The sequence below is a fragment of the Yimella radicis genome, from assembly GCF_054778255.1.
On sequence record NZ_BAAGZR010000008.1, the window covers coordinates 190112 to 214522 of the forward strand.

Here is a 24411-nt window from a genome sequence, read left to right on the forward strand (position 1 = left end):
GGGATCACCGGGCGGCCCCGCTCGTGAACTTACTTCAAGGTGTTGCTACTGACGTACGTCAGCCGACCCAGACCTGGGCCAGGTCCGGCATACCACGGTTCGGGTCGTTGACCACGTTGTGGACCTGCTTGCCGAAGATGAAGTTCGCCTTACCGTAAGCCAGCGGGATCGCCGGGATGTAGTCCTTGGCCAGCTTCTCGTCGAGCTTGTTCCACTCCGGACCCTGCTTGTCGGCGTCGAGACCGATGATGCGGTTGATCTCGGCGTCGAGCGTCTTGTCAGCCAGGAAGCCCGAGCTGTGGCCACCCTTCTGCACGGCGCTGGTGAACAGAGCCGGGTAGACGGAGTCGCCGGCCGGCCAGTCGTAGCACCATCCGGCGGGACCCGTGAGGGTGTTGACCTTGCCGTCGGTCTCGGCGCGACGCTTACGAGCGTCAGCCTTCGGCACACCGACGTCCTTGACCTTGAAGCCGGCCTTCTCGAACGCGGTCTTGCGGGCGATGTTCGCCTTGACTGCGTCCGGGTTGTCCTGGGTGTAGTACCAGGAGATCTCGAAGTTCTCCTTGCCGGCGTCCTTCAGCATCTTCTTGGCCTTCTCCGGGTCACCCGTACCCTGGCCGGTCATGCCGTTCTGCGGGGCGTAGGCCTTGAAGCCCGGCACCTGCGGCGCCATGTACGACGTCGCCGGGCTGAAGCTCAGGCTGGTCGCGCCCGATGCCTTGCGCACCTGGTCGTACGGGTACGCAGCGGCGATCGCCTTGCGGACCTCGAGCGGCACGGAGCGGGTGTCGATGTTGAAGTAGGTGACACACGGGTCCGGACCGGTGACCAGCTGGTCCTTCTGCTGGTTGACCTTCTGCAGCAGGGTCGAGTCGACGCCGTCCCAGTTCAGGGTGGTGGCGTCCGGACCGTTGCTGGCGAGGATCGCGGTCTGGGTCGGCTTGGTGTCCGTACCCCACTGGAAGTTGTACGCGTCGACGTACTGGCGGCGGGCCGGGTCCGAGGCAGCATCCCAGTTCGGGTTCTTCTTCAGCGTCAGGCTCTGGCCCTTGACGTACTTGTCGAACATGTAGGGACCGGTGGCGATGGGGTTGTCGCCGTACTTGTCCTTGGTGTCCTTGGCCTGCGGAATCGGCGAGACCTGGGTGAACGCCGCGTAGTACGGGAAGGTCGGCCACTTCTTCTTGAGCTTGAACTCGATGGTCTTGTCGTCCTTGGCGACGACACCCTTGTACTCGCCCTTGTCCTTGAACGGACCCTTGTACTTGTCGCCGTCGAGCAAGTAGTCCATGACGTACGGCGGTCCGTCCGGCAGTTCCTCGGTGGCGAACGACCGCTTCACCGCGTAGGCGATGTCGGCAGCCTTGATCGGGGTTCCGTCGGCGTACTTCAGGCCGTCCTTCAGAGTGAAGGTCCAGGTCAGGCCGTCTTCCGACGCCTTGCCCAGGTCGGTCGCGAGGTCCGGCACGAGGACGGACTTGCCGTTCTCGACCTTGTAGGTGGTGAGCGTACGGGTCACCAGCTGGCTCAGGATGGCCATGGTGTCCTGGTAGTAAGCACGGGTCGGGTCGAAGGTCTCCGGCACCGACGCGTACTTGATGGTCAGCGTGCCGCCCTTCTTCGCACCCTGGATCTCCGGAGCGGGGCCCTTGGCGTCGGCCTGCAGGTCGGCCGCGGCCGTGCCCTGCGAGGTCGACGAGCTCGAACCCTTGCCCGCGTCGGTCTTCTTGTCGGAGGGGCTTCCTCCACCGCAGGCTGCGAGCGACACCGTGCCCGCTGCAGCCAGCGCCACGACCTTGGTCCAGCGCATGTTGTTTCTCCTTTGTGTACTTCCCGGCCAGCACCAGGAAGGTTCTGCACGATCCGTCGGCGACGGATCGAAGTCTTTATCGGCGGGTGTTCGGGTTGAACGCGTCCGCGATCGCGTCGCCCAGCAGCGACAGCGCGAGCACTAGCAGGGAGACCGCGATCACGGGGACCCACAGGTACAGGGGCTGCAATTCGTAGTAGCCCTGTGCCGCGGCGATCGTCAGACCCCACGAAGCCGTCGGCTCCTTGAGCCCGACACCGAGGAAGGACAGACCGGCTTCGGCGGAGATGAACGCCGGGATGGCCAACGTCAGCGACACGATGATCAGGCCGACCAGGTTCGGAAGCATCTCCTTGAACAGGATCCGGCGCGTGGGCACGCCCAGCGCCCGAGCGGCCTGCACGAATTCCTTCTCGCGCATCGAGATCACTTCGCCGCGTACCAGGCGAGCAAGGCCGGCCCAGAAGAAGAAGGTGAGCACGAACACCAGCGAGCCAAAGCGAACCTTGGTGACCGTGTCGTCGGAGATCTCCAGCGGGGAGCCGAACCATGAGGTGATGATCGGCACCAGCGCGATGGCGAAGAGCAGGAACGGCAGCGACAGGATGAAGTCGATGACCCACGAGACGATGTTGTCGATCCAGCCACCGAAGTAGCCGGCCAGCAGACCGACCGTCACGCCGATGACCGTTGTTGCGATCGCGGCAAATGTGCCGATGACGATGGAGGGACGTGCTCCGTACACGAAGCGAGCGAACAGGTCACGGCCGAGCGAAGGTTCGATGCCCAGCCAGTGGTCGGCGGTCTGCCCGATGGTGGGAAGTCCGTCGACGTCCAGCAGGTCGGAGTGCGTGGTCGCGGGGTCCTGACCTTCGAGCGCGGCCAATGCCGGAGCGAAGATGGCCACCAGTACGTACAGGATGATGATGCCGAAGCAGATCATCGCGACCTTGTCCTTGCGCAGGCGCGCCATGGCGATCTGAACCGGCGACTTACCGGCGGTGCTCAGGCCCTTGTCCTTCTTCCCACGACGACCGGTGTCTACCGGTTCGACGGTGGCCTCCGAGACAGACTCGGCCACCTGCTGCGGGTTGAAGCTCATCGATCCTCCGTTGGGACAGACGCGGGTTCGGGCTCGTCGGTTGACTGACCTTCGGTTGCGACGTGTACCAGGCCCCCACCCGGCGGCTCGTGGTTCACACGTGCCTCACGCCGTGGAAAAACATGCCACACGGTTTGCCAGGTTCAACCCTTCGGTGCCGAACGGTCACCCAATCGTTACCAAGTGTCCGAGATCACAATGTGTGGTTCCGGATGGTGCTGCGAAGGGTCGCCCAACGCTGTCTCAGGGTCGCTTCCCAGCCCCTGTCGGACGGGTGGTAATAGTCCGCTTCTGAGATCAGATCATCGGGCAGGAACTGTTGCGGCCCAACGCCATTTGGTTCGTCGTGCGTATAGCGGTAGCCCTCGCCACTGCCGTACTCGGCGGCGCGCGCGTAGCCGGTGCCGCGCAGGTGGGCCGGAATCTGCCCGATCCGGCCGGCCCGGACGTCGGAGATGGCCGCGTTGATCGCCGCATAGGTCGCGTTCGACTTCGGAGCCAGACAATTGTGTACTACTGCCTGGGCGAGCACCAGACGCGCTTCGGGCATGCCGATCTGGGCGACAGCGTGCAGGGCCGCGACGGCCGACTGCAGTGCCGTCGGATCGGCCATCCCGATCTCCTCCGAGGCGGAGATGACCACCCGCCTGGCGATGAAGCGCGGGTCCTCACCCGCCTCCAACATACGGGCGAGGTAGTGCAGCGCGGCGTCGACATCGCTTCCCCGCATCGACTTGATGAAGGCCGAGGCGACGTCGTAGTGCTGGTCGCCGGTCTTGTCGTAGCGCACCGCTGCCGTCGCTACTGCCTGCTCCACGTCGGCAAGCGTGATGTGGGTCGGCGTCGCGGTGTCGTCACGGTCGAGCGCGACACCCGCGGCCGCCTCGAGCGAGGTGAGCGAACGCCGTCCGTCACCGCCGGCCATCCGGACGAGGTGGTCGAGAGCTTCGTCGTCCAGCACGAACTCGGCAGCAAGGCCGCGCTCGTCGGCCACCGAGTCGGTGATCAGTTGACGAATATCGCTGTCGTCCAACGACTTCAGTGTGACGGTGACCGACCGGGACAGCAGTGGGGCGATGATCGAGAAGGACGGATTCTCGGTCGTGGCCGCGACCAGGATGATCGTCCGGTTCTCCACACCGGGCAGCAATGCGTCCTGCTGCGCCTTGCTGAACCGATGGATCTCGTCGAGGAACAGGACGGTGTCGCGCCCGTAGAGGGACTTGTCGCGCACCGCCTGGTCCAGCACCGCCCGGACGTCCTTGACTCCCGCATTGATCGCCGAGAGCTCGACGAACCTGCGGTCGGTGGCGCCGGCCACCAGGTGCGCGAGCGTCGTCTTGCCGGTACCGGGCGGCCCCCACAGGATCGCCGAAACCGGACCGGCTGCTCCCCCGGCGCCCTCGATCAACCGGCGAAGCGGGCTGCCGACACGGAGTACGGCCTGCTGCCCTCGTACCTCGTCCAGGTTGCGCGGCCGCATCCGCACGGCGAGCGGTGGTAGTAGACCGCCCGGCCCCCTGGGGTCGGCGTCGGCGGAGGCGGCGAAGAGGTCGTCGGACACGACTGCAACGCTAACCCTCGTGAACCTGCAGCTGCGAACCCTGAGCGGACGTGACGAACTCCTTGCCGCGAGCGGCGACGACCCCTACGTGCGTTGGGAATGCGATGCCGCCCTGGTCGATCAGGCGTGGGCGCTCGGATCGGCCGTGGCGTTCCTGCGCCGCGGCCACCATCGTCGCAACGTTCACCTGAACGTCTGCGGCCCGGAGCACGATGCCGCTCCTCTGCTGGACGCGATCGTCGCGGCAGGCTTGCCGCCGGAGGCAGACGGCATCTCGATCGACCAGCATCTCTTCCCGCTCGCGCAGCGCCATTTCACCTTCGGCCGAGGTGGCGACTGGGACTGGATGTGGACGGTGCACACGCCACCTGTCGTGCCTCACCTCGATCGCTTGGACGAACTGGACGATGCGTTGGACGCCGCAGCCCTGTTGGCGCTGAACGAGATCGGTAACCCGACTGCTGAATCTCGTCCGGGCGAGGGCGCAACCGAACTGTGGCTCGGCATCCGCGAGGAGGGTCGCATCGTTGCTGCCGGAGCAATGCACCGCACGGGTGCAGGTGCGCCACACCTCGCCGGCATCGTCACCCATCCAGACGCCCGTGGACGTGGCTTCGGCGCAGCCGTGACTGCCGGACTGACGACCGCGGCACTCGAACGCTCGGGCGTCAGCACGCTCGGGATGTACTCCGACAACGAGACGGGTCGTCGGCTCTACCACCGTCTCGGCTACCGCACCGCTCACGCCTGGGCGTCCCGCGGGTTCGCCGAGACACCCATCGGCTCGCAATGAGTGATGGGATGTTCACATGACCGACTTCGATGACGCGATCGCGCTGACCTGCGCTTCCGACGGCACCTACCGCGGATCGCTGTCGGACGAGTGGAGCATCGGCGAGGCGGTGAACGGCGGGCTGCTGATGGCCCTCTCCACCGTCGCTGTCGTCGACGCTGTTCCGGAGCACCACCCGCACCCCCTCACCTGGAGTGGGGTCTTCCTCTCCCCCGCGGTACCCGGCGAGGTAACGGTCGCACCGACCGTCCTGCGTACCGGTCGGACCATGTCGACCGCCGAAGTGATTGTGCGACAGGGAGATTCAGAACGCTTCCGGGCGCTGGTGACGATGGGCGACGTGTCGTCGCACGCCGAACCGGTGCGCAAGCACAGCCCGATGCCGACCTTCCCGGACGTCGAGCACTGTGTGTCGGCCTCCGAGGCGCCGCCGTCCGCGCTGACGAAGTCGGGGCTGCTCCAGCGCTTCGACATGCGACTGGATCCCGCGACCGTCGGCTGGGCGCTCGGCGACCCCAGTGGGATGGGCGAGATCCGCGGTTGGATCAGGTTCGCCGACGGGCGCGAACCGGATCCGTTGTCGCTGTTGACTTTCCTGGACGCGTTTCCGCCGGTTGCGTTCGACCTGGGCTCGGTGGGTTGGGTGCCGACGATCGAGTTCACCGGCTACGTTCGCGCCGTCCCGGCGGCGGGTTGGCTCGCGATCCGGCTGCGTACTTCGACGGTCACCGGCAACCTGCTGGAGGAGGACGCCGAGGTCTGGGACTCCACCGGCCGACTGGTGGCGCAGTCGCGCCAACTGGCCTCTGCTCGCTTCGCCGCCTGAGAGTCGGCGACCCGATTCGCTACTGCCGCAGGTCGGGGATGTGCTCCGCTACCTCGCGCCGCAACTCAGCGGCGCCGGACGCCGGATCATGATGCACCGCAACGATGCCCAGCGACCGAGCGCTCTCGATGTTGCTCAGGACATCGTCGACGAAGAGCGCCTCCTGCGCCTCGATGCCCAAGTCGGCGAGTATCGCCTCGAAGAACTCGCGGGACGGCTTCATGTGGCCGATCTCGGATGAGTAGTAGGCACCGTCGACCCGGTCGTCGTACTTGCGCTCGTGACGCATCAACTCGACCCGGATGTCCTGCTGATTGGTCGCAAGCACGCACCGAACGCCGGCCGCCCGTGCGTCGTCGACCACTTGCCAGGCCGGTTCGTCCGCTTCGAAGAGCGACCAGAGAGCCAGCACGTCCTCGACCGACACGGCCACAGGGTGCAGATCGACCAGATCGGCGACGACATCCCGCAGCGAGCGCGCACCGCGCAGCGCCGCGTGCTCGGCCTCGAAGAGAGCGGCGGTGAACTCGGCACCACCCAGCCGCGACAGCGCGTCGTCCCAGTCGTGGGCAGGGTGCTGAAGCACGCCGTCGCAGTCCCACAGGATCGCCTTGATCGCCACGTGCTGTCTCCGTTCGTTCGCTGAGCCAGATCTGCGAGGGGCGAACCAGGTTTCGGCGCGCGCTCAACCGGCGCCGGCGGTGGGAGCGCGGCGAGCCGCGCTCCCACGCCTTCAACTCTGGTTCGGGTTGACCTCGTCGGCACCCTGCGGCGCAGCCACCGGCTGCGGCTTGGCGTCGACGCCGGCCTCCTTGCGCTGCGCCGACGTGATCGGTGCCGGTGCCGCGGTCAGCGGGTCGTAGCCGCCACCCGACTTCGGGAAGGCAATGACCTCGCGGATCGAGTCGGTGCCGGCGAGCAGGGCGCAGATGCGGTCCCAGCCGAAGGCGATTCCACCGTGCGGGGGTGCGCCGAAGGAGAACGCGTCCAGGAGGAAGCCGAACTTCTCCTGCGCGTCTTCCTTGGACAGACCCATCACCTCGAACACCCGCTCCTGAATGTCCTTGCGGTGGATACGGATCGAGCCTCCGCCGATCTCGTTGCCGTTGCAGACCATGTCGTAGGCGTACGCGAGCGCCTCGCCCGGGTCGGTGTCGAAGCTGTCGAGGTACTCCTTCTTCGGCATGGTGAACGCGTGGTGCACGGCGGTCCACTTGCCGGAGCCGACGGCGACGTCACCGGAGGCGACGGCGTCCGCGGCCGGTTCGAACAGCGGGGCGTCGAGCACCCACAGGAACGACCAGGCTGATTCGTCGATGAGGCCGCAGCGCTTGCCGATCTCCAGACGAGCCGCGCCGAGCAGGGCGCGCGAACTCTTGACGTCGCCGGCGGCGAAGAAGATGCAGTCGCCCGGCTTGGCTCCCACATGCGCCGGCAACGCTGCCTTCTCGGCGTCCGAGAGGTTCTTGGCGACCGGTCCGGTGAGCTCGCCGTCCTGCTGCAGCAGCACGTAGGCAAGGCCCTTGGCGCCGCGCTGCTTGGCCCAGTCCTGCCATGCGTCCAACTGACGGCGGGGCTGCGAGGCTCCGCCGGGCATGACAACCGCACCGACGTACGGTGCCTGGAACACGCGGAAGGTGGTGTCCTTGAACAGGTCGGTGCACTCGACGAGTTCGTTGCCGAAGCGCAGGTCGGGCTTGTCCGAGCCGTACTTGGCCATCGCGTCGGCGTAGGTCATGCGCGGGAACGGCGTCGGCAGTTCGACGCCGATGACCTGCCACAACGCCTTGGCGATCGCCTCGCCGAGTTCGATGATGTCGTCCTGTTCGACGAAGCTCATCTCGATGTCGAGCTGGGTGAACTCCGGCTGACGGTCGGCGCGGAAGTCCTCGTCGCGGTAGCAACGTGCGATCTGGTAGTAGCGCTCCATGCCGGCGACCATGAGCAGCTGTTTGAACAACTGCGGGCTCTGCGGCAGCGCGTACCAGCTTCCCGGCGCCAGGCGTGCGGGCACCAGGAAGTCGCGAGCGCCCTCAGGGGTGGACCGAGTCAGGGTCGGCGTCTCGATCTCGACGAAGTCGCGCTCGGCAAGCACGGCACGGGCGGCGGCGTTCACCTTGGAACGCATGCGGATGGCGTTGCCCTGTGCCGGACGACGCAGGTCGAGGTAGCGGTGCTTGAGGCGAGCCTCCTCACCGACGGTGACTCGTTCGTCGATCTGGAACGGCAGCGCGGCGGACTCGCTGAGCACCTCGATCTCCTCGGCGACGACGTCGATCTCGCCGGTCGGCAGCTCGGGGTTGACGTCCTTCGCGTCGCGCGGCTGCACGGTGCCGACGACCTTGATGCAGTACTCGTTGCGCAGGTCGTGCGCGCTGCCGGTGAGCACCTCGTCGCGGGCGACGACCTGGACGACACCGCTGGCGTCGCGCAGGTCGATGAAGGCCACACCACCGTGGTCGCGGCGACGCCCGACCCATCCGGTGAGGGTGACGGTCTGTCCGGTCTCCGCCGCGCGCAGCGTGCCGGCCTGATGAGTACGAAGCATGTTCGTTCCTTTCGGTCGGGTCCTCACCGAAGGAACTGCAAGGATCCGCAGTTCCTGGCGAGGAACGGCGGCCCGGGAGGTGTGGGCGGGGGCCAGATCGCGGTGCCACCACACCTTCGCCGGGCAGATCGCCCGGCCTCTCGTCGGTACGCCGGACGCGCGGTTCGAGGCTGACCTTGCGGCCCGGCGGATCGTCACTCCGTCACCACGAACGCACCCAATGCTAGGGCAGTCACGGGCACATCGCGAAACGAATTCTGCGGCGGTGGAACCGGACTCGTCCGTTCGGCAGAACGCGTACCTGTCAGGCTTCGTCGGAGAGGTAGAACCAGCGTCCGGCGCGGCGTGCGAAGGTGCTGCGTTCGTGCACCAGACCGCCCTTGTGGGTGGCGGTGAACTCGACGACGCCGGTTTCGTCGTCCGGGCCACCGTCGACGGTTTCGTGAACCGTGAGGCCGGTCCATTCGGTCTCCGGGTCGACCGTCACCGGGTTCGGTCGCGTCTTGGGATGCCATGTGCGCCAAAGGTGTTCGCGGTTGCCGTAGAAGTAGGCGGTGTACCGCGAGCGCATCAGCTCCTGCGCGGTCGTCGCGAGCCGGTCGGTGGACAGCAACGGGCCGCAGCACGCGTCGTAGGGCAGCATCGAGTCACACGGACACATCGGGCAGTGCAGATCGGTCATCTGCCCAGTGTGGACCCCGCGCCCTCCACGAATCGGACGTGGCACCGCCCACATCGGGCGACCTCCTACGATGACGACCGTGTCAAAAGTCTTGAACTCCCTTCCTGTCGGTGAACGTGTCGGCATCGCCTTCTCGGGCGGTCTGGACACGTCGTGTGCTGTTGCCTGGATGCGTGCCGGAGGTGCCGTTCCGTGCACCTACACGGCCGATCTCGGCCAGTACGACGAGACGGACATCGAGTCCGTGCCCGGGCGTGCGACGCAGTACGGCGCCGAGGTGGCTCGCCTGGTCGACTGCAAGCGCCTGCTCGTCGAAGAGGGCCTCGCGGCCATCGCGACCGGTGCATTCCACATCCGCTCTGCGGGCCGTACGTACTTCAACACCACTCCCCTGGGCCGCGCGGTCACCGGCACCTTGCTGGTACGTGCGATGCAGGAGGACGGCGTGTCGATCTGGGGTGACGGATCGACGTACAAGGGCAACGACATCGAGCGGTTCTACCGCTACGGGCTGCTCGCCAACCCGGCCTTGCGCATCTACAAGCCGTGGCTCGACCACGACTTCGTGACCGAGCTCGGCGGACGTCACGAGATGTCGGAATGGCTTGTCGCACACAACTTCCCGTACCGCGACAGTGCCGAGAAGGCGTACTCCACCGATGCGAACATCCTGGGCGCCACGCACGAGGCGAAGAAGCTCGAGCACCTCGACACCTCGATGGAGATCGTCGAGCCGATCATGGGCGTCGCGTTCTGGGACGAGTCGGTGAAGATCGACACCGAGGACGTCACGATTCGTTTCGAGCAGGGCCGGCCGGTGTCGATCAACGGCACCGAGTTCGGTGACGACGTCGTCGCGCTCATGCACGAGGCCAACACCATCGGTGGCCGACACGGTCTGGGCATGAGCGACCAGATCGAGAACCGCGTGATCGAGGCCAAGTCACGCGGCATCTACGAGGCGCCGGGTATGGCGCTGTTGTGGATCGCCTACGAGCGTCTGGTCAACGCCATCCACAACGAAGACACCGTCGCCGCGTTCCACAACGACGGACGCCGCCTGGGCCGTCTGCTGTACGAAGGCCGCTGGTTCGATCCGCAGTCGTTGATGCTGCGCGAGGGTCTGCTGCGTTGGGTCGCCTCCGCCGTCACCGGCGAGGTCGCGCTGCGCCTGCGCCGCGGTGAGGACTACTCGATCGTCGACACCAAGGGTGAGAACTTCAGCTACCACCCCGACAAGCTGTCGATGGAGCGCACCGAGAACGCCGCGTTCGGTCCGGTCGACCGCATTGGTCAGCTCACGATACGCAACCTGGACATCGCCGACACCCGCGCGAAGCTGGAATTGTACGCCTCGCAGGGCGCACTCCCGCAGCGTGAGACCGACTTGGTGGGCGAGCTGAAGCCCGGTGGCGCACAACAGATCTCGTCGAACCCGATGGCGAGCACCGATGACGACGAGGCGCTCGACCGCGCAGCGTTCGACCTCGGAACCGACTGAGCGCCCCGACGCAGTACCGTCGAACGGCCCCGCCTTGCGCCAACGGTGGGGCCGTTCGCTGTTCCCGACGGAGAGACGAATCATGAACACGCCGGCCGACATCGTCCTCGGAGCCATGTGAGGCGTTCGGGCGCACGGTTGCCGACGGACGTGTCAGCCGCCTCGGCATCTCCAACCACCCGACCTGGCGGGTCGAACAAGCCCGTGCGATTGCGCAGGCTCGTGACCTCGAGCCGTTCACCGTGCTGCAACTCACGACGTCCTATCTACGTCCACGTCCGGACGTCGCAGTGCCTGGCAAGGACCACCGCTTCGGGTTCGTCACCGACGAGACGATCGACTACCTCACCGAGCATCCGGAGATGGAGCTGTGGGCGTATTCGCCTCTGGTGCAAGGCAGTTACGACCGTGATGACCGCCCGTTCCCGGACGCGTACGAGCACCCGGGAAGCACCGCTCGACTGCAGGCGCTCACTGCCGTGGCCGATGAACTCAGGGCACCCCGTGGCCAGGTCGTGCTCGCCTGGTTGCTGCAGAACCGTCCGTCCATCCGCCCGATCGCCGGAGTCTCCACCCCGGAGCAACTCCAGCAGGCGATGGCTGCCACACACGTCGACCTGGCACCACACCTGGACCGGTTGAACTCCGCAGGCTGACAGCGACCCGGACGGGTTGTGGACCGAGCACTTTGCGATGCTGAGGGGTCCGATACATCACCTGTGAGGAGTCCTCATGTCCCAGGCGGCGTCATCGCCGGACAGCTCTGAGCGCACTTTCCTCGGTCACCCCCGAGGTCTTGCGACTCTGTTCAATGTCGAACTGTGGGAACGCTTTTCGTACTACGGGATGCGCGCCATCCTGCTGTACTACCTGGTCGACACGGTCGCCGACGGTGGTCTCGCGGTCGAGGAGACGCTCGCCGCAGCGGTCGTCACGATCTACGGTGCTGCGGTCTACCTGCTGTCGATCATCGGCGGATGGGCCGCCGACCGAGTGATCGGCGCACGCCGGTCGGTGCTTCACGGCGGACTCATCATCATGGCGGGCCACCTGTCCCTCGCGATGCCGGCCGCGGCATTCTCGTGGCTGGGGATCGCACTGGTCGCGCTCGGCACCGGCCTGTTGAAGCCGAACACCGCGCTCATGGTCGGCCAGTTGTACGGCGACCGTGACCCCCGCCGGAACGCCGGCTTCTCGATCTTCTACATGTCGATCAACATCGGTGCGTTCTTCTCCCCCTTCGTGGTGTCCTTCCTGAAGGACCGCTGGGGCTACCACGCCGGCTTCGCCGCTGCGGCTGTCGGCATGGCGATCGCCCTGGTGCTGTTCGTGCTCGGTCGCCGTTCGGCCGCCCGCGAGAGCGACGTCGTCCCCAACCCGTTGCAGCCGCACGAACGCAAGCGTGTGCCGCTGATGTTGATCGGCGCGGTTGCCCTTGTTGCTGTGCTGGTCGCCGTCGCCCGTCTGTGGCGCGACGACACCCTCGAGGCCGTCATCGACGCCATCTCGATCCTGTCGATCGGCGCGTCCATCGCCTACTTCACGGTGATGTTCCGCAGCCCGAAGGTCAGCGAGCGGGAACGCACGCACTTGTGGGCATACCTGCCGATGTGGCTGGCCGCGGTGTTCTTCTGGATGATCTTCGAGCAGGCCGCCGGCAAGCTCGCCGCATTTGCGGACACGCGGACCGACCTCGACTCGCTCGGCTTCACGTTCAAGGCCGAATGGTTCCAGTCGGTGAATCCGGTGACGATCATGATCCTGTCGGCACCGATCGGAATGCTGTGGGCCCGCCGTGCGGGACGCTTCCCGTCCACGCCGATGAAGTTTGCGATGGGCGTCGTCTTGGCGGGTCTGTCCTTCATCGTGATGGCTTGGGGCAGTGCGCAATACGAAGGGCCTACCGCTCCGGTGTTCCTGCTGATGAGCGTTTTTGTTGTACAGACCATCGGTGAACTGTGTCTGTCCCCCGTCGGGTTGTCGGCGACCACCACGCTGGCTCCCGCTGCTTTCGCCGGTCAGGCGATGGCGCTGTGGTACCTGTCCTCCGCCACAGGTCAGTCGCTGGCCGCGCAGCTGATCCAGGCGATGGGCGGGCTGTCCGACACGACGTTCTACCTGGTCCTCGGTGCCATGGCGATCGCGGTGGGTGCGCTGTTGGCGCTCATCTCCCCGATGGTGCACCGCAAGATGAAGGACGCGGAACCCGACGCGCAGCACAAGGTCTCGGCTCACGCCTGAGACATGACTCACGCCTGAGACATGACTCACGCCTGAGACATGACTCACGCCTGAGACATGACTCCCGATTGGTTCGCCTCGGAGCACCACCCCACCCGGTGGAGCTCCGAGGCGACGTCAACTGGCCAGCTCGTCCTCGAAGACACACTCGTCATACCGGGTGACCTCGTCGTCGGTCGCCAGGTAGCAGCCGATCAATCGATCACCGAAGGTCTGCGCAATCCACTGCTGCCAGCGAAGATCCGCCGGCCCGAGATACGGTGAGCCGAGCCTGCCCCGCGCGAACAACAGACATCCACCGATCTCGTCCAGGAAGTCGCGCAGGAAGTCCATCAGCGTCCACGGCGGTTCGTCCACATCAGCCGGCACGTCGTTGATAGCGATCGGCTGCAGCAGGCGTTCGTTCTCGTCGAGGACGAGGAAGGTGATCGAGCCGCGGTCCCGGTCTTCGAAACTGACAAGCAGATCAATCACGTCCGAGACGTCGGAATCGGTGACCGGGAAATCGCTCCAGTCGTCTTCAAGGTCATGGAAACTCATGCCGAGCAGAGTGGACCCGATCTGTCGGCGGTGCCGGTATCCACAGACAGTTCTCGTTCCTCCACAGCGCCCTTCCACAGCGCCGCACGTATGGTACCGCCGAGTGCATCGACCGGCGATCGCCTCAGGGTCCTTCGGTGTCCCAGTAGGTCTGTAGGAGTCCGGGTTCGGTGGTGTAGGTGCGGCCGGTGGGTGAGGTCCAGGTGCAGACACCGGCGGTGTTCATGGTGACGTGCCAGCCTCTCTGTTTCATTTTGTGGTGGTGTCGGCACAGGCATTGCAGGTTGGTGTCGGTGGTGGGTCCGCCGCGTTGGTAGGCGGTGACGTGGTCGGTGTCGGTGAACACTGCGTGCCGTGCGCACCCTGGGGCTCGGCAGTGTTGGTCGCGGGCTTGGATTCGTCGGCGCATCGTGTCCGGTGGCCGGTATGCCTGTGAGGTGTCCTGGTGGATGAGTTCGCCGGTGTGCGGGTTGAATTCGACACCGGTGGTGGTGATCGTGGTGGCGTTCTGGATGAGTGCTTCGATTCCGTAGCCGGACAGTGCTCCGGCGCGGTGATGGATCGCCATCGCAGTGCTGTTCGTGCCGCTGCTCTTGCCGGTGAAGAGGCCGAGTGCTTCGCCACGGGTCACGGCCTTGCGGGTAGTCCGGCTGCTTGTGCCGGGTTGGCCGCCGCTGGATCCGGGACCGGCAGGACCGCTTCCACCGCCGGGATTGTCGTCACCGGTGGTGTCGTCGTTTCCACCGTCCGAGTCGTCCGCGTCGGCGGGGTTGGTGGTGCAGCGGGTGCATGTGGTGGGGGTGAGGATCTGGATGTCGAGGGTGTAGTTCAGGTTGCGGGTGACGATCTCGTACAACGCGTCGGCCCGGTACTCACCCAGGAGTTTGTCGGCAGCGTCTTCGCTGGTGTCGGATCGTTTGAGATCGTAGGCGCGTTTGTCGACCAGGTCGCAGATCTCCGCGACCTGAGCATCGGGCAGGACCGCGGTGAAGGACGCCAACCCGGGGGTGGGGTGGGGGTCGAACCACACCCCGGTCTGCTGCGCTTTGGTGCGTTTGTGCGTCTTGCGGGCGGCTGCTGCCTCGAACCTGGTGACGAGGGTGCGGGTCGAGCGGCGCGCGGACGCCGCACCCCGGCAGTGGATCTTGCGTTGAAGGATCGTGTCTTCGATGAGTTCGCAGGTGTCGGGGCGGGCGTCCTGCAGTTCGGTCGCGACCGCGGTCACGGTGTCCAGGTTCGCCACACCCGAAGCCGCGTCACCCAACAGGGCGGGTGTTTTGGTGGCTGCCCACACCGACTTGCGCACCAACTGCGACGCGGCGATCGAGGACAGGCGGAGTTCGGCGGCGACACCGTCAGCGGTGAATTCACCCACATGCCCCGGCTCATGCTGAGCAAACCGTGTGCAGGTCACGTCTTGCGCGTCCCAGCGGGCGTACTGACTGATCGACACCGCCCGCACGGCGCCGGCGGTGTTCATCACCGAGTGCGCCACCCGGATCGATTCCTCGAACTGCCGGGTCTGCTCCACCCAGTGATCCTCATCCGAGTTCTGATCCGCGTGCTCGAGTCCGGCGAGGTCGTCCTGCGTGAAGAACTTGTCGCCGGCGGCGTCCACGGTGAACGGGTCGTCGCTGTTGAGGCGTTCGAACACGTTGTGTGCCAGCAATTGGGCGATGAGCAGTTGGATGGTGGCGGGGTTCGCGCCTGGTACCAGTTCGGGGTGCGATGCCAGTTCGATGGCGGCGTCGACACCGTCTTCGAGCATCACTGCTTCGAGCAGGTCACGCGGGGTGATCGTGTCCTGTCCGAGGGGTTTCGTCGTGGTGTTCGACATGCCTTCATCGTACACCTGTTCGAACCGAGGTGGAATGGTATGAACGGATGAATGTCGTTTGTGGACAACCGAATTGGTTACTCGCGGGTTGTGGAGAACGGGTGATCGGGTGTGGCCGTGGAGGGTGCCGTGGTTTCGGCGCGTACGCCCTCGTCCCCTCGGGCGTTCGGCTCAACCAGCGGCGGTCGGTTGTTCAGAACCGGGTGGTCGGGTGGCCGTCGAAGCGTGCCTTGGTTTCGGCGCGTACGCCATCCTTCGTCAGGCGTTCGGCTCAACCAGGGGTGTTGGGTGTGGACGAGACGGGCCGTTGGCGCAGCCGGTCGAAGGCCGTCGGATCTGGCCAGTTGGCGATGAGGTCCTGCATCTGTTCGACGGCCTGTGCGGTCGAGGTGACGCTCGTGTCGATCTCCAGGTCGCAGTCACTGTGTCGGAACACCAGCTCCAGTTGAGCCACTGCCACTCCGGGGTCGCGATCACCCCGGGACGCCTCCCGACGAGTCAGATCCTCGGGCGATGCCGTGACGTGCACCAGCAGCACCGGCACATCGACCGTCACCTCGAGGAGGTCATCGAGACGCCATGCCTCGTTCAGCACATGGTCGGCGACAACGTCGTTCCCGGCCTCTGCCAACCCGGCCAGCGCACGGTGGTAGCCCGCTCGAGTCCGCCGGAAGGTGGCCCGCCAATCGTTCGAAGTGAGCGAGCAACCCGGTGGACGCAGGTCGGGCCGCGAGCGGATCGAGTGCAGCAGGTCGACGGGGAACACCCTCCACGGGGTCGGCTGCCTTCGGGCGAAGGCCGCTGCAAGAGTGCTCTTTCCCGCGCTCGATGGACCGTTGAGCAGCACCTCACCCGGCCATGGTTTCAGACCACCGCGGCCAGTCGGTCGAATGCCTGGTCGAGTTGCTCGGTCGACCCGCAGAACGACAGACGCATGAAGCGGTGACCGTCGACCGGATCGAAGTCGATGCCCGGCGCCAGCGCGACGCCGGTGCGGTCGAGCACGTCCAGGCACCACTGCTGGGAATCGTCGGTCAGGTGGCTGATGTCGCAGTACGCGTAGAAGGCGCCGTCCGGCGGGGCGAACGAGGTCACACCCAATTCGGGAAGTCGCCGTAACACCAGGTCCCGGTTGCGTGCATAGCGCTCGACGTGGCCGACGAGTTCGGTGTCCGACTCCTGCGCGAACGCAGCCACAGCGCCCGCCTGTGAGATCGCCGGCGCACAGATCGAAAGGTTGCCCTGCAACAGTTCGACCGGACGAACCAGACTGTGCGGCAACAAATTCCAACCCAGACGCCAGCCGGTCATCGAATGGAACTTGCTCACCGATCCCATCACGACGGCGTTTCGCGACGTCTGCCAAGCGGTCGATGTCGGTCGCCCGAAGCTGATGCCGTGATAGATCTCGTCCGACAGCAACAGCACGTCGTTCGCCTCGCACCACAGCGCGATCGTGGCCAACTCGGCAGCGTCGATGATCGTGCCGGTCGGGTTGGCCGGACTCGCGATGATCAGCCCGTCGATCGGTTGCTCCAGCGATTCGAGCTGTGCCACCGAAGGCTGGAAGCGCGTCTCGGGTCCGCACACCAATTCGACCGGCTCGCAGCCCAGTGCCCGGACGGTGTTGCGATAGGCCGGGTAGCCCGGACGAGTCATCGCGATCCGATCCCCCGCCTCGAACGCTGCCAGCAACACCGTACTGAAGCCGCCCGAGCTGCCGTTGCTGACCACGACCTCGTCCGGATCGACCTCGACTGCGTAGTGCCGTAGGTAGTGCCCACTGATGGCCGTGCGCAGTTCGAGCGTGCCCTTCGCCTCGGTGTAGCCGAGCGTGTGCGTGTCGAGCACCCGTTCCACCTCCCGCCGCACCGGATCGGGTGCGGACGTGGAGGGCTGACCGACGCAGAGCATGATCGCGTCGCCGTGAGTCTGCTGGCGACGGGTGGCGGCGGCGACCAGCTCCATCACGTGGAACGGCGGGACCTGACCTCGACTCGAAACCCTTTGCACGGCACGCTCTTTCAGCGGTACACCGGATGAGCCGGCCAAGGAGCGTCCGCCGGACGCAGACCCGAGTAGTCTCCCGCCAAGCGTGCAGCGGCAAACACACCCGCGATCGCGACCGCGTTGTGCACCCGTCCTTCGAGGGCGGCGTCGGCAACCTCGCTCAACGGCGCCCAGCCCGTCGGCATCTCGTGCTCCTCGCCCTCACGGACGAAGTCGTCCAGCACCGATGGGAAGACGTCCCGTGCGAGAAAGATGCGGATGTTCTCGGAGTTGCCACCCGGCGAGGTGAACAGGTCGAGCAGCACCGACCAGTGTTCGGCACCGAGCTCGGCTTCCTCCGCGAGCTCCCGGACGGCGGCAGCGTGCGGGTCCTCCCCCGCGACGTCGAGCAGACCCGCGGGGATCTCCCAGTCGTAGGTGCCGACGGGGTGCCGGTACTGCTGAATGAGCAGCACCTCTTCGGCTCCGGGTTCACCGCGTAACGCCACGACCGCCACCGCGCCGGTGTGTTGCACGTAGTCGCGGCTGACCTCTCCGGCATCACCGAGATCGACCCGGTCGGTGACGACGTTCCAGACATGGCCGTGGAACGCTTCGCGCCGAGAGACCACCGGCGCGGGTTCGATACGGTCGGCGATTCCCGAGGGCAAGAGCTCGTGCGTCATCAGGTCAGTTCGACTGTGCCGCAGCGTCTTCGGGCGTGCGCGGCCGCTCGACCTCGACCAGCCGTGAGGCCCGCTGCTGATCGATCGCCGCACCGATGAGACCGGCGAACAGCGGGTGCGCTCGGTTCGGACGCGACTTGAACTCCGGGTGCGCCTGCGTCGAGACGTAGTACGGGTGCACGTCCTTCGCCAGTTCGACGAATTCGACCAGCCCCCACTCGGGGTGGGTTCCGCTGATCACGAGTCCGGCGTCCTTCAACTGCTGGACGTACTCGTTGTTGACCTCGTAACGGTGCCGGTGCCGCTCGGTCGCCGTGGTGGAGCCGTAGGCATCGGCCACGACCGAACCCTCCAGCAGTGCAGCCTCCTGTGCGCCCAGGCGCATGGTGCCGCCAAGGTCTCCTGCACCCTCGACGAAGTTCTTCTGCTCCTCCATCGTCGCGATGATCGGGGTCTTGGTGTCGGGGTCGAACTCGCTCGACGACGCGTCGGCGATGCCGGCGACGTTGCGCGCGTACTCGATGACCATGCACTGCAGGCCGAGACAGATACCGAGAGTCGGCACACCCTTCACACGGGCCCACTTCAGCGCGCCGAGCTTGCCGTCGATCCCCCGCACCCCGAACCCACCGGGCACGAGCACCGCGTCGACACCTCCGAGTTCCTTCTGCGCACCGGCATCGGTGGCGCAGGAGTCGCTGGCCACCCAACGGATCTTCACGCGCGCGTCGTGGTGGAAGCCGCCGGCACGCAACGCCTCGGTGACCGAGAGATAGGCGTCCGGTAGATCGATGTACTTACCGACCAGCGCGACCTCGACCTCGTGCTCGGGGCTGTGGACGCGGGTGAGCAGGTCGTTCCAGGAGGTCCAGTTGACGTCACGGAACGGAAGGTCAAGGCGGCGGATGACGTAAGCGTCCAGACCTTCGCCGTGGATCACCTTGGGGATGTCGTAGATGCTCGGGGCGTCGACGCACGCGGCGACGGCTTCCTGGTCGACATCGCACATGCGGGCGATCTTGTTCTTGATCGAGTCGGGGAGCTCCCGATCTGCCCGCAGCACAAGCGAATCGGGCTGAATACCGACCTGACGAAGGGCAGCGACCGAGTGCTGGGTCGGCTTCGTCTTCAGTTCACCGCTGGGTGCCAGGTAGGGCACGAGCGAGACGTGCAGGAAGAACACGTTGTCGCGTCCGACGTCCTGCCGCACCTGACGGGCTGCCTCGAGGAAGGGCAGCGACTCGATGTCGCCGACGGTGCCACCGATCTCGGTGATGATCAGGTCGACATCCGGGCCGGCCTGGGCGCGCATCTGCGCCTTGATCTCGTTGGTGATGTGCGGAATGACCTGGACGGTGTCGCCGAGGTACTCACCGCGCCGCTCCTTGGCGATGACCTGGCTGTAAACCTTGCCGGTCGTGACATTCGCGCTACCGGCGAGGTTCACGTCGAGGAAGCGCTCGTAGTGTCCGATGTCGAGGTCGGTCTCGGCTCCGTCGTCGGTCACGAAGACCTCACCGTGCTGGAACGGGTTCATCGTTCCCGGGTCGACGTTGATGTACGGATCGAGCTTCTGCATCGTGACCCGAAGGCCGCGAGCGCCGAGCAGGTGACCGAGGCTGGAAGCCGTCAGACCCTTACCGAGAGAGGAGGCGACGCCTCCGGTAACAAAGATATGCTTCGTCTGGTCCGCCACGGGCTGCCAGTCTACGCAGATGGTTCACCGGGTGCGACACCGGCACGCGATCGACTCGCTGCCAACGCTCAGGAGCCTCCTGCGCGGCCCAACGCACCGACCCAGCCGCGCATGGTCGGCCGGTCGATCGTCCACATGGCTCCCACGAACGTGGCCATGGCCACCAGTCCGACCAGCACACTGACCGCAGTCGCCCCGGCCAGGGTGTCGGTCAGTCCTGCGCACAGACGTCCGAGGCCCAAGCCGACGAGGGCGGACAACAGCCCGGCGAGAAACGCCCGGACCCATGATCGGATCGTCGTTGCGAGCTCAAGGTCCGGCCAGTCACGCCGGACCAACGCCACGAGAGCTGCGGCGGCCGTGGTCATCCCCAGGGACGAGCACAGCCCGAGTACGACGAGCGTACGCGCGGAATCCAGGTGCACGCCGTGCAGCAATGCGAACGGCAGGACGCCCGCGACGAGCCAGCCGATACCCACCGCCATCCCCGCCGCCACGGCCGCGCCGCGCGCGTAGAGCGCACGGCTGAGCAGAGCGATCAGGCTGAACCCGACCAGTCCTGGCGCGTACGCGGCGAGCGCGGGCGTGAGCGCACGCACCGAGGCCGGCCGGGCGTCGAGCGCTTCGAAGAAGGCCCCGGCCGGACCGGAGACAGCGATCAGAGCAGCGGCACCGAGGATCCCCGCCGCCCCGACGAGTGGCAGCACTCGGCGCAGCACGGACGACCCTTCGGTGCCGCTGAGTCGCGGAAACGCGGCGGTGGCGATCGGCACCGCGAGCAGCGCGTACGGCAGGAGGTAGAGCGCCTGGACGTAGTTGTAGACGTTGACGGCACCGGTGTCGCCACGGTCGTTGGCCAGGGCGATGGTGGCGAGCACGGTGACTTGTTGGGCCACGAGAGCGATCATCCCCGCACCCGCCAATTGCCGGGCCCGGGCAGCGACACCTTCGGGGAATCGCGCTGTGGGCCGGAGCCGAATACCCGCTCGCAGTAGTGGGATCAGCAGCGGCAGGCTGAGCATCACAACGCCGAGAGTGGTGCCTCCGGCAAGGATCCAGCGGACGCCGTCGTCCGTCCCCAGCACGACGCCGGGTCGGGCTTCGTACCTGTTCGGGTCACCGGTCGCACCGTAGACCAGGTAGGCGGCGATCACGACCAGGCTGGACAACAGCGGTGTGACCGCTGCCGCGACGAAGCGTCGGTGCGCCTGCAGTACTCCCGCCAGCACGATGCCGACTCCGTAGAGCAGCACCTGTGGCGCGAAGACCACCAGCATCGTCGCGGTGAGGTTCGACAGCGTGCCCTCGCATCGAGTACCCGCTCCGCCGGCGATGGCCGATGCGATCGGACCGGCGAGCAGCCCCAACAACACGGCGAGAGGCAGCAGGACCACGACGGCCCAGGTCAGCAGCGCCGACGAGATGCGATCGGCCTGATCGCGATCGCCTCTCTCGACCGCGGACGCCACCAGCGGCACCACCACCGCAGCGAGCGCCCCACCGGCAGTGACCTCGTAGAGGACGTTGGGCAGTTGGTTCGCGGTGGCGTACGCCTGGCCGACGCAGCTACCACCGATCTCCTTGGAGAACACCAACCAGCGTCCGAACCCGGTGATCCGGCTGGCCAGGGTGACGGCCGCAATCGCACCTGCAGCACCGAGAAGCGTTCCGGTCCGCCGCGGACTCACGTCCATCTGCCCCACTGATCGATCGCGTGCAGCACCGGGTGGGCATCGATCACCCGGGAGAAGCTGACCTTCTCCGAACTCAACATCAACGCGACGACGCCGGCAGCGGCCACGAGCCGGCCGTGCGTTCCGAGGTGTCGTGCCCAGGCAGCACCCAGCACGGCGCCCAGGGGGTTGCTGCCGGTGTCGCCCATCATCGAGTGACCGGCGAGGTCATCCCGCGCGACGACGGCCCCTGTCGTGATCGGCACGACCGCGAGCTCCGGGTCGATGAACAGCAAGGGAAGGTCGGCGAACAGCGCGACCTTGAGCGCTCGTCCGGGCCGTAGGTCGAACAGGTTCATCAGGTTCGCCGAACCGGCGATGAGGACGGCGGCTGCCGGTGTCCCGATCGGACGCAGTCGGCCACGGTCCATCAGCAAGGCGGCGAGGACGGCGGTGCCGCCGATGCCGAGGATCTTCAGGGCGCCGGTGGTGACCTCGCCGTGCAGCAGCCCGGCGACATGCCCCTTCAACCCACGCCTGTCGGCCGACCCGGCCACATCGTCCACCAGACCGAACGCACCCGATCCCACCGCGACGAGTGCCAGCACCGGATCGACCATCGCCGCGCCGGACAGGCCCGCGATGATCGCCGGACCTTCGATCAGTGTGACGTCGTCGCCACGGAAGTTCTTGCGCGACAGGCGTTCTCGGACGGCGGGAAGGCGGTGCAGCAGCGAACGCGTACCACCCGTGAGCGCTGCGGAAAACACGGCCGAGCGAACGCAGGTAGCGGTCGAAGCCATCACTGCGCCTCGGCGGACGGCTCCACCTGCGGCAGGATCGCCGACGCATCCCGGCCCATGCCGTACTGCCCCGACCTGCCGGCGAGTTCGTCGCGCAGGGAGAGCCCGACGGCGACCTGACCGATGGCGAGCGAGCCGTTGTCGACGGTGCTCATCACCGAGACGACATCAGGGGTGTCGCGCAACCAGGTCAGAAGGGCATCCGGGGAGGGGCCGTCGTTGGTGGACGCGGAGCCGCTGGACACCCCGACCACGGCATCGACCGAGATGCCGAGTCCGGAGACCACGGCGGCCCACCGCTTCGCCTGGCCGTCCTTGTCCACCATTCCCGGCCACACCACGACGATCGCGGACGCTGCCGGACCGTCGGACGGTTCGACCGTGGTGGCATCGCTGTCGGCGAGCTTGTCGAGGACACCTCGCGCACCGGCGTCCCCGCGCGTCAGCGCGCGCGCCAACACAGCTCCACCGAGCCGGTCGGCCTTCACCGACCTCGGGTCGAGAGCCACCTTCGCGGCGTAGTCACGCATCGTGGCCGAGTCGGCGTAATCGGATCCGGTCCACTTGTCGTCGAGAGTGACGGTCGTGGCGACCTTCCCGTCACTGTCGGTCACCGTCCTGCGGACCTTGGTGACCAGGCTGTCATCGACCCCGGGAAGCACCACGATCGCGACCTGCCGTCCGGTGAGCTTGCCTGCCAACAGACTCGGTGAGAGTTGGGCCACTCCGTCGTCGCGCTTCTTGCTGGACGCGTTGCCCTGATTGACCTGGTTCTGCAGCTCGGCCTTGTCCTTGCGCAGCGAGACCACCTGGCCGTTGAGCTGGTCGGCCACCTCGCCGCGCAAAGAGAACCCGCCGATGATGATGCCGGTCGCGAGCGCGAGGAAGACCGCGACCAACGACACGACGTGATACCGGAAATCAATCACTGAAAGAGCCCCTCGAGCCAGGAGTAGAAGGTGTCCCAGCGCGCACCGATGATCTGGTAGAACGCTTGTCCCGCAGGGGTCGACAACATCGCGACCAGCAGCGCGATCAGTCCCGCGACGACGAGCACAGCCAAGGACGGCCAGCCGATACTGGAGCGATACAACCTGCTCACGCCCTTCGCATCGACCAGTTTGCTGCCGACCCGCAGCCGGGTCAGAAAGGTGCTGGCCATACCGGCACGACCCTTGTCCAGGAACTCGACCAGGGTGGCGTGGGTACCGACGGCGACGATGAGATCGGCGCCGGCGTCATCGGCGATCAGCATCGCGATGTCCTCGCTGGTGCCGGTCGCTGGGAACACCACGGCGTCGTCGATGCCGAGCTCCTCGACCCGGGAAAGGCCCGGAGCGCGTCCGTCGCGGTAGGCGTGCACGACAAGCTCGGCGCCGCTGCGCAGTGCTTGATCACTGACCGAGTCCATGTCGCCGACGATCATGTCGGGCTTGTGGCCGGCCTCCAGGATCGCGTCGGCGCCACCGTCGACTCCGATGAGCACCGGTCTGAAGTCGCGGATGTATGGCTTGAGGATCGCCAGATCCTCCTTGTAGTGGTAGCCGCGGACGACGATCAGCACCGGTTTGCCGTCCATGTCGGTGCGGATGTCGGGCAGACCGATGCCGTTCAGCAGCAGGTCACGCTCCTGCTCGAGGTACTCCATCGTGTTGCCGGCGAACGCCACGATCTGCTCGGACAGGCCCTCGCGGGCATCCTGCATCGCCTGCTCGACGATCTCAGGAGTCATCAGCGTGCCGGAGGCGATCGTCTCGTCGTCGACCATGAACGTGTCATCGACCAGGCGTCCGGTGCTGCCTTCGGTGGCCGCCGTCATCACTGCCTCACCGACACCGTCGAGCAACGGGATACCGGCGTCGACCAGGATCCCCGGTCCGACGTTCGGGTAACGACCGGTGGACGACTTCGCCGCGTTCACGACGGCACTCGGCCGGCACGCGACCAGCGCCTCGGCGCTCACCTTGTCGATGTCAGCGTGGTTGATGACGGCGATGTCGCCCGGCCGCAGCCGCTTGGTGAGGTCCTTCGTGCGAGGGTCCACCTGCACCCGGCCACCGGTGCGTTCCGGGGCCGCGTCAGACCGCTGGAGTGGGTTCCTCACCCGCACATCGTGCCAG

At 66.4% G+C, this 24411-nt stretch carries 20 protein-coding genes and 1 pseudogene; 5 read left to right on the forward strand and 16 right to left on the reverse strand.

What is annotated here, in order from left to right; all coding sequences use genetic code 11:
* Positions 1-58: 58 nt before the first annotated feature.
* The 3 genes from ACYU8W_RS06905 to ACYU8W_RS06915 all read right to left on the reverse strand — a co-directional run bounded on the left by ACYU8W_RS06905 (position 59) and on the right by ACYU8W_RS06915 (position 4476).
* The gene (locus ACYU8W_RS06905; RefSeq protein WP_499467750.1) at positions 59-1810 is read right to left on the reverse strand and encodes an ABC transporter substrate-binding protein; all 1752 of its coding nucleotides are present in this window, start codon (positions 1808-1810) and stop codon (positions 59-61) included.
* A 76-nt stretch (positions 1811-1886) separates the two neighbouring features.
* Positions 1887-2912, reverse strand: a complete 1026-nt coding sequence (locus ACYU8W_RS06910; protein ID WP_499467752.1) for an ABC transporter permease — start codon at positions 2910-2912, stop codon at positions 1887-1889.
* Positions 2913-3105: 193 nt separating this feature from the next.
* Positions 3106-4476: a replication-associated recombination protein A gene (locus ACYU8W_RS06915; RefSeq protein WP_499467754.1), complete on the reverse strand. Its 1371-nt coding sequence runs from the start codon at positions 4474-4476 to the stop codon at positions 3106-3108.
* A 19-nt stretch (positions 4477-4495) separates the two neighbouring features.
* On the opposite strand from ACYU8W_RS06915, the gene ACYU8W_RS06920 reads away from it, so the two are divergent.
* Both ACYU8W_RS06920 and ACYU8W_RS06925 read left to right on the forward strand, forming a co-directional pair.
* Positions 4496-5269 carry a GNAT family N-acetyltransferase gene (locus ACYU8W_RS06920; protein WP_499467756.1) on the forward strand — a complete coding sequence of 258 codons (774 nt, stop codon included), beginning with the start codon at positions 4496-4498 and terminating at the stop codon, positions 5267-5269.
* A gap of 16 nt (positions 5270-5285) precedes the next feature.
* Entirely contained in the window at positions 5286-6095 is an 810-nt protein-coding gene (locus ACYU8W_RS06925; RefSeq protein ID WP_499467758.1) for a thioesterase family protein, read from the forward strand.
* 19 nt (positions 6096-6114) lie between these two features.
* Here the strand turns inward: ACYU8W_RS06925 and ACYU8W_RS06930 are convergent, their stop codons facing one another.
* From ACYU8W_RS06930 to ACYU8W_RS06940, 3 genes are all read right to left on the reverse strand, one after another.
* On the reverse strand, positions 6115-6717 hold the full coding sequence (locus ACYU8W_RS06930) for an HAD family hydrolase (RefSeq protein WP_499467760.1): 603 nt from the start codon (positions 6715-6717) through the stop codon (positions 6115-6117).
* Between the two features lie 111 nt (positions 6718-6828).
* Positions 6829-8643, reverse strand: a complete 1815-nt coding sequence (gene aspS, locus ACYU8W_RS06935; RefSeq protein WP_499467761.1) for an aspartate--tRNA ligase — start codon at positions 8641-8643, stop codon at positions 6829-6831.
* Between the two features lie 304 nt (positions 8644-8947).
* Entirely contained in the window at positions 8948-9325 is a 378-nt protein-coding gene (locus tag ACYU8W_RS06940; protein ID WP_499467763.1) for a YchJ family protein, read from the reverse strand.
* A 79-nt stretch (positions 9326-9404) separates the two neighbouring features.
* Here ACYU8W_RS06940 and argG point away from each other — a divergent pair, with 79 nt between their 5' ends.
* The 3 genes and pseudogenes from argG (at position 9405) to ACYU8W_RS06955 (ending at position 13067) form a co-directional block, all read left to right on the forward strand.
* Positions 9405-10826 (forward strand): argininosuccinate synthase, encoded by a 1422-nt coding sequence (argG, locus tag ACYU8W_RS06945; protein WP_499467765.1) that lies wholly within the window; start codon positions 9405-9407, stop codon positions 10824-10826.
* Between the two features lie 119 nt (positions 10827-10945).
* Positions 10946-11482: pseudogene (locus ACYU8W_RS06950) on the forward strand (aldo/keto reductase); the annotation flags it as partial.
* 76 nt (positions 11483-11558) lie between these two features.
* Positions 11559-13067 carry a peptide MFS transporter gene (locus tag ACYU8W_RS06955; protein ID WP_499467767.1) on the forward strand — a complete coding sequence of 503 codons (1509 nt, stop codon included), beginning with the start codon at positions 11559-11561 and terminating at the stop codon, positions 13065-13067.
* Between the two features lie 117 nt (positions 13068-13184).
* On the opposite strand, the gene ACYU8W_RS06960 is transcribed toward ACYU8W_RS06955, so the two are convergent.
* The 10 genes from ACYU8W_RS06960 to steA form a co-directional block, all read right to left on the reverse strand.
* Positions 13185-13607: a hypothetical protein gene (locus ACYU8W_RS06960; RefSeq protein WP_499467769.1), complete on the reverse strand. Its 423-nt coding sequence runs from the start codon at positions 13605-13607 to the stop codon at positions 13185-13187.
* Positions 13608-13731: 124 nt separating this feature from the next.
* On the reverse strand, positions 13732-15444 hold the full coding sequence (locus ACYU8W_RS06965; RefSeq protein ID WP_499467771.1) for an HNH endonuclease: 1713 nt from the start codon (positions 15442-15444) through the stop codon (positions 13732-13734).
* 271 nt (positions 15445-15715) lie between these two features.
* The gene (locus ACYU8W_RS06970) at positions 15716-16291 is read right to left on the reverse strand and encodes a chloramphenicol phosphotransferase CPT family protein (protein WP_499467773.1); all 576 of its coding nucleotides are present in this window, start codon (positions 16289-16291) and stop codon (positions 15716-15718) included.
* A 17-nt stretch (positions 16292-16308) separates the two neighbouring features.
* Positions 16309-17457, reverse strand: a complete 1149-nt coding sequence (locus ACYU8W_RS06975) for a pyridoxal phosphate-dependent aminotransferase (protein WP_499467775.1) — start codon at positions 17455-17457, stop codon at positions 16309-16311.
* Between the two features lie 11 nt (positions 17458-17468).
* Positions 17469-18119 (reverse strand): NUDIX domain-containing protein, encoded by a 651-nt coding sequence (locus ACYU8W_RS06980; protein ID WP_499467777.1) that lies wholly within the window; start codon positions 18117-18119, stop codon positions 17469-17471.
* A 4-nt stretch (positions 18120-18123) separates the two neighbouring features.
* A complete protein-coding gene (gene pyrG, locus ACYU8W_RS06985; RefSeq protein WP_499467779.1) occupies positions 18124-19815 on the reverse strand; it encodes a CTP synthase in 1692 nt (563 codons plus the stop codon).
* Between the two features lie 68 nt (positions 19816-19883).
* Complete coding sequence (gene murJ / locus ACYU8W_RS06990) at positions 19884-21503, reverse strand: murein biosynthesis integral membrane protein MurJ (RefSeq protein ID WP_499467781.1); 1620 nt, start codon at positions 21501-21503, stop codon at positions 19884-19886.
* A complete protein-coding gene (locus ACYU8W_RS06995; RefSeq protein ID WP_499467783.1) occupies positions 21500-22291 on the reverse strand; it encodes a hypothetical protein in 792 nt (263 codons plus the stop codon). The genes murJ and ACYU8W_RS06995 overlap by 4 nt, the downstream gene beginning before the upstream one ends.
* Positions 22291-23220 (reverse strand): copper transporter, encoded by a 930-nt coding sequence (locus ACYU8W_RS07000; RefSeq protein ID WP_499467785.1) that lies wholly within the window; start codon positions 23218-23220, stop codon positions 22291-22293. The genes ACYU8W_RS06995 and ACYU8W_RS07000 overlap by 1 nt, the downstream gene beginning before the upstream one ends.
* On the reverse strand, positions 23217-24395 hold the full coding sequence (gene steA, locus ACYU8W_RS07005) for a putative cytokinetic ring protein SteA (protein ID WP_499467787.1): 1179 nt from the start codon (positions 24393-24395) through the stop codon (positions 23217-23219). The genes ACYU8W_RS07000 and steA overlap by 4 nt, the downstream gene beginning before the upstream one ends.
* Positions 24396-24411 lie beyond the last annotated feature (16 nt).

What these genes read in the sequence shown, in the direction of transcription:
- ACYU8W_RS06905 (WP_499467750.1), bottom strand. Translation starts at nt 1,810, where the DNA reads ATGCGCTGGACCAAGGTCGTGGCGCTGGCTGCAGCGGGCACGGTGTCG.
- ACYU8W_RS06910 (WP_499467752.1), bottom strand. Translation starts at nt 2,912, where the DNA reads ATGAGCTTCAACCCGCAGCAGGTGGCCGAGTCTGTCTCGGAGGCCACC.
- ACYU8W_RS06925 (WP_499467758.1), top strand. Translation starts at nt 5,286, where the DNA reads ATGACCGACTTCGATGACGCGATCGCGCTGACCTGCGCTTCCGACGGC.
- aspS (WP_499467761.1), bottom strand. Translation starts at nt 8,643, where the DNA reads ATGCTTCGTACTCATCAGGCCGGCACGCTGCGCGCGGCGGAGACCGGA.
- ACYU8W_RS06940 (WP_499467763.1), bottom strand. Translation starts at nt 9,325, where the DNA reads ATGACCGATCTGCACTGCCCGATGTGTCCGTGTGACTCGATGCTGCCC.
- ACYU8W_RS06955 (WP_499467767.1), top strand. Translation starts at nt 11,559, where the DNA reads ATGTCCCAGGCGGCGTCATCGCCGGACAGCTCTGAGCGCACTTTCCTC.
- ACYU8W_RS06960 (WP_499467769.1), bottom strand. Translation starts at nt 13,607, where the DNA reads ATGAGTTTCCATGACCTTGAAGACGACTGGAGCGATTTCCCGGTCACC.
- ACYU8W_RS06965 (WP_499467771.1), bottom strand. Translation starts at nt 15,444, where the DNA reads ATGTCGAACACCACGACGAAACCCCTCGGACAGGACACGATCACCCCG.
- ACYU8W_RS06980 (WP_499467777.1), bottom strand. Translation starts at nt 18,119, where the DNA reads ATGACGCACGAGCTCTTGCCCTCGGGAATCGCCGACCGTATCGAACCC.
- ACYU8W_RS06995 (WP_499467783.1), bottom strand. Translation starts at nt 22,291, where the DNA reads ATGGCTTCGACCGCTACCTGCGTTCGCTCGGCCGTGTTTTCCGCAGCG.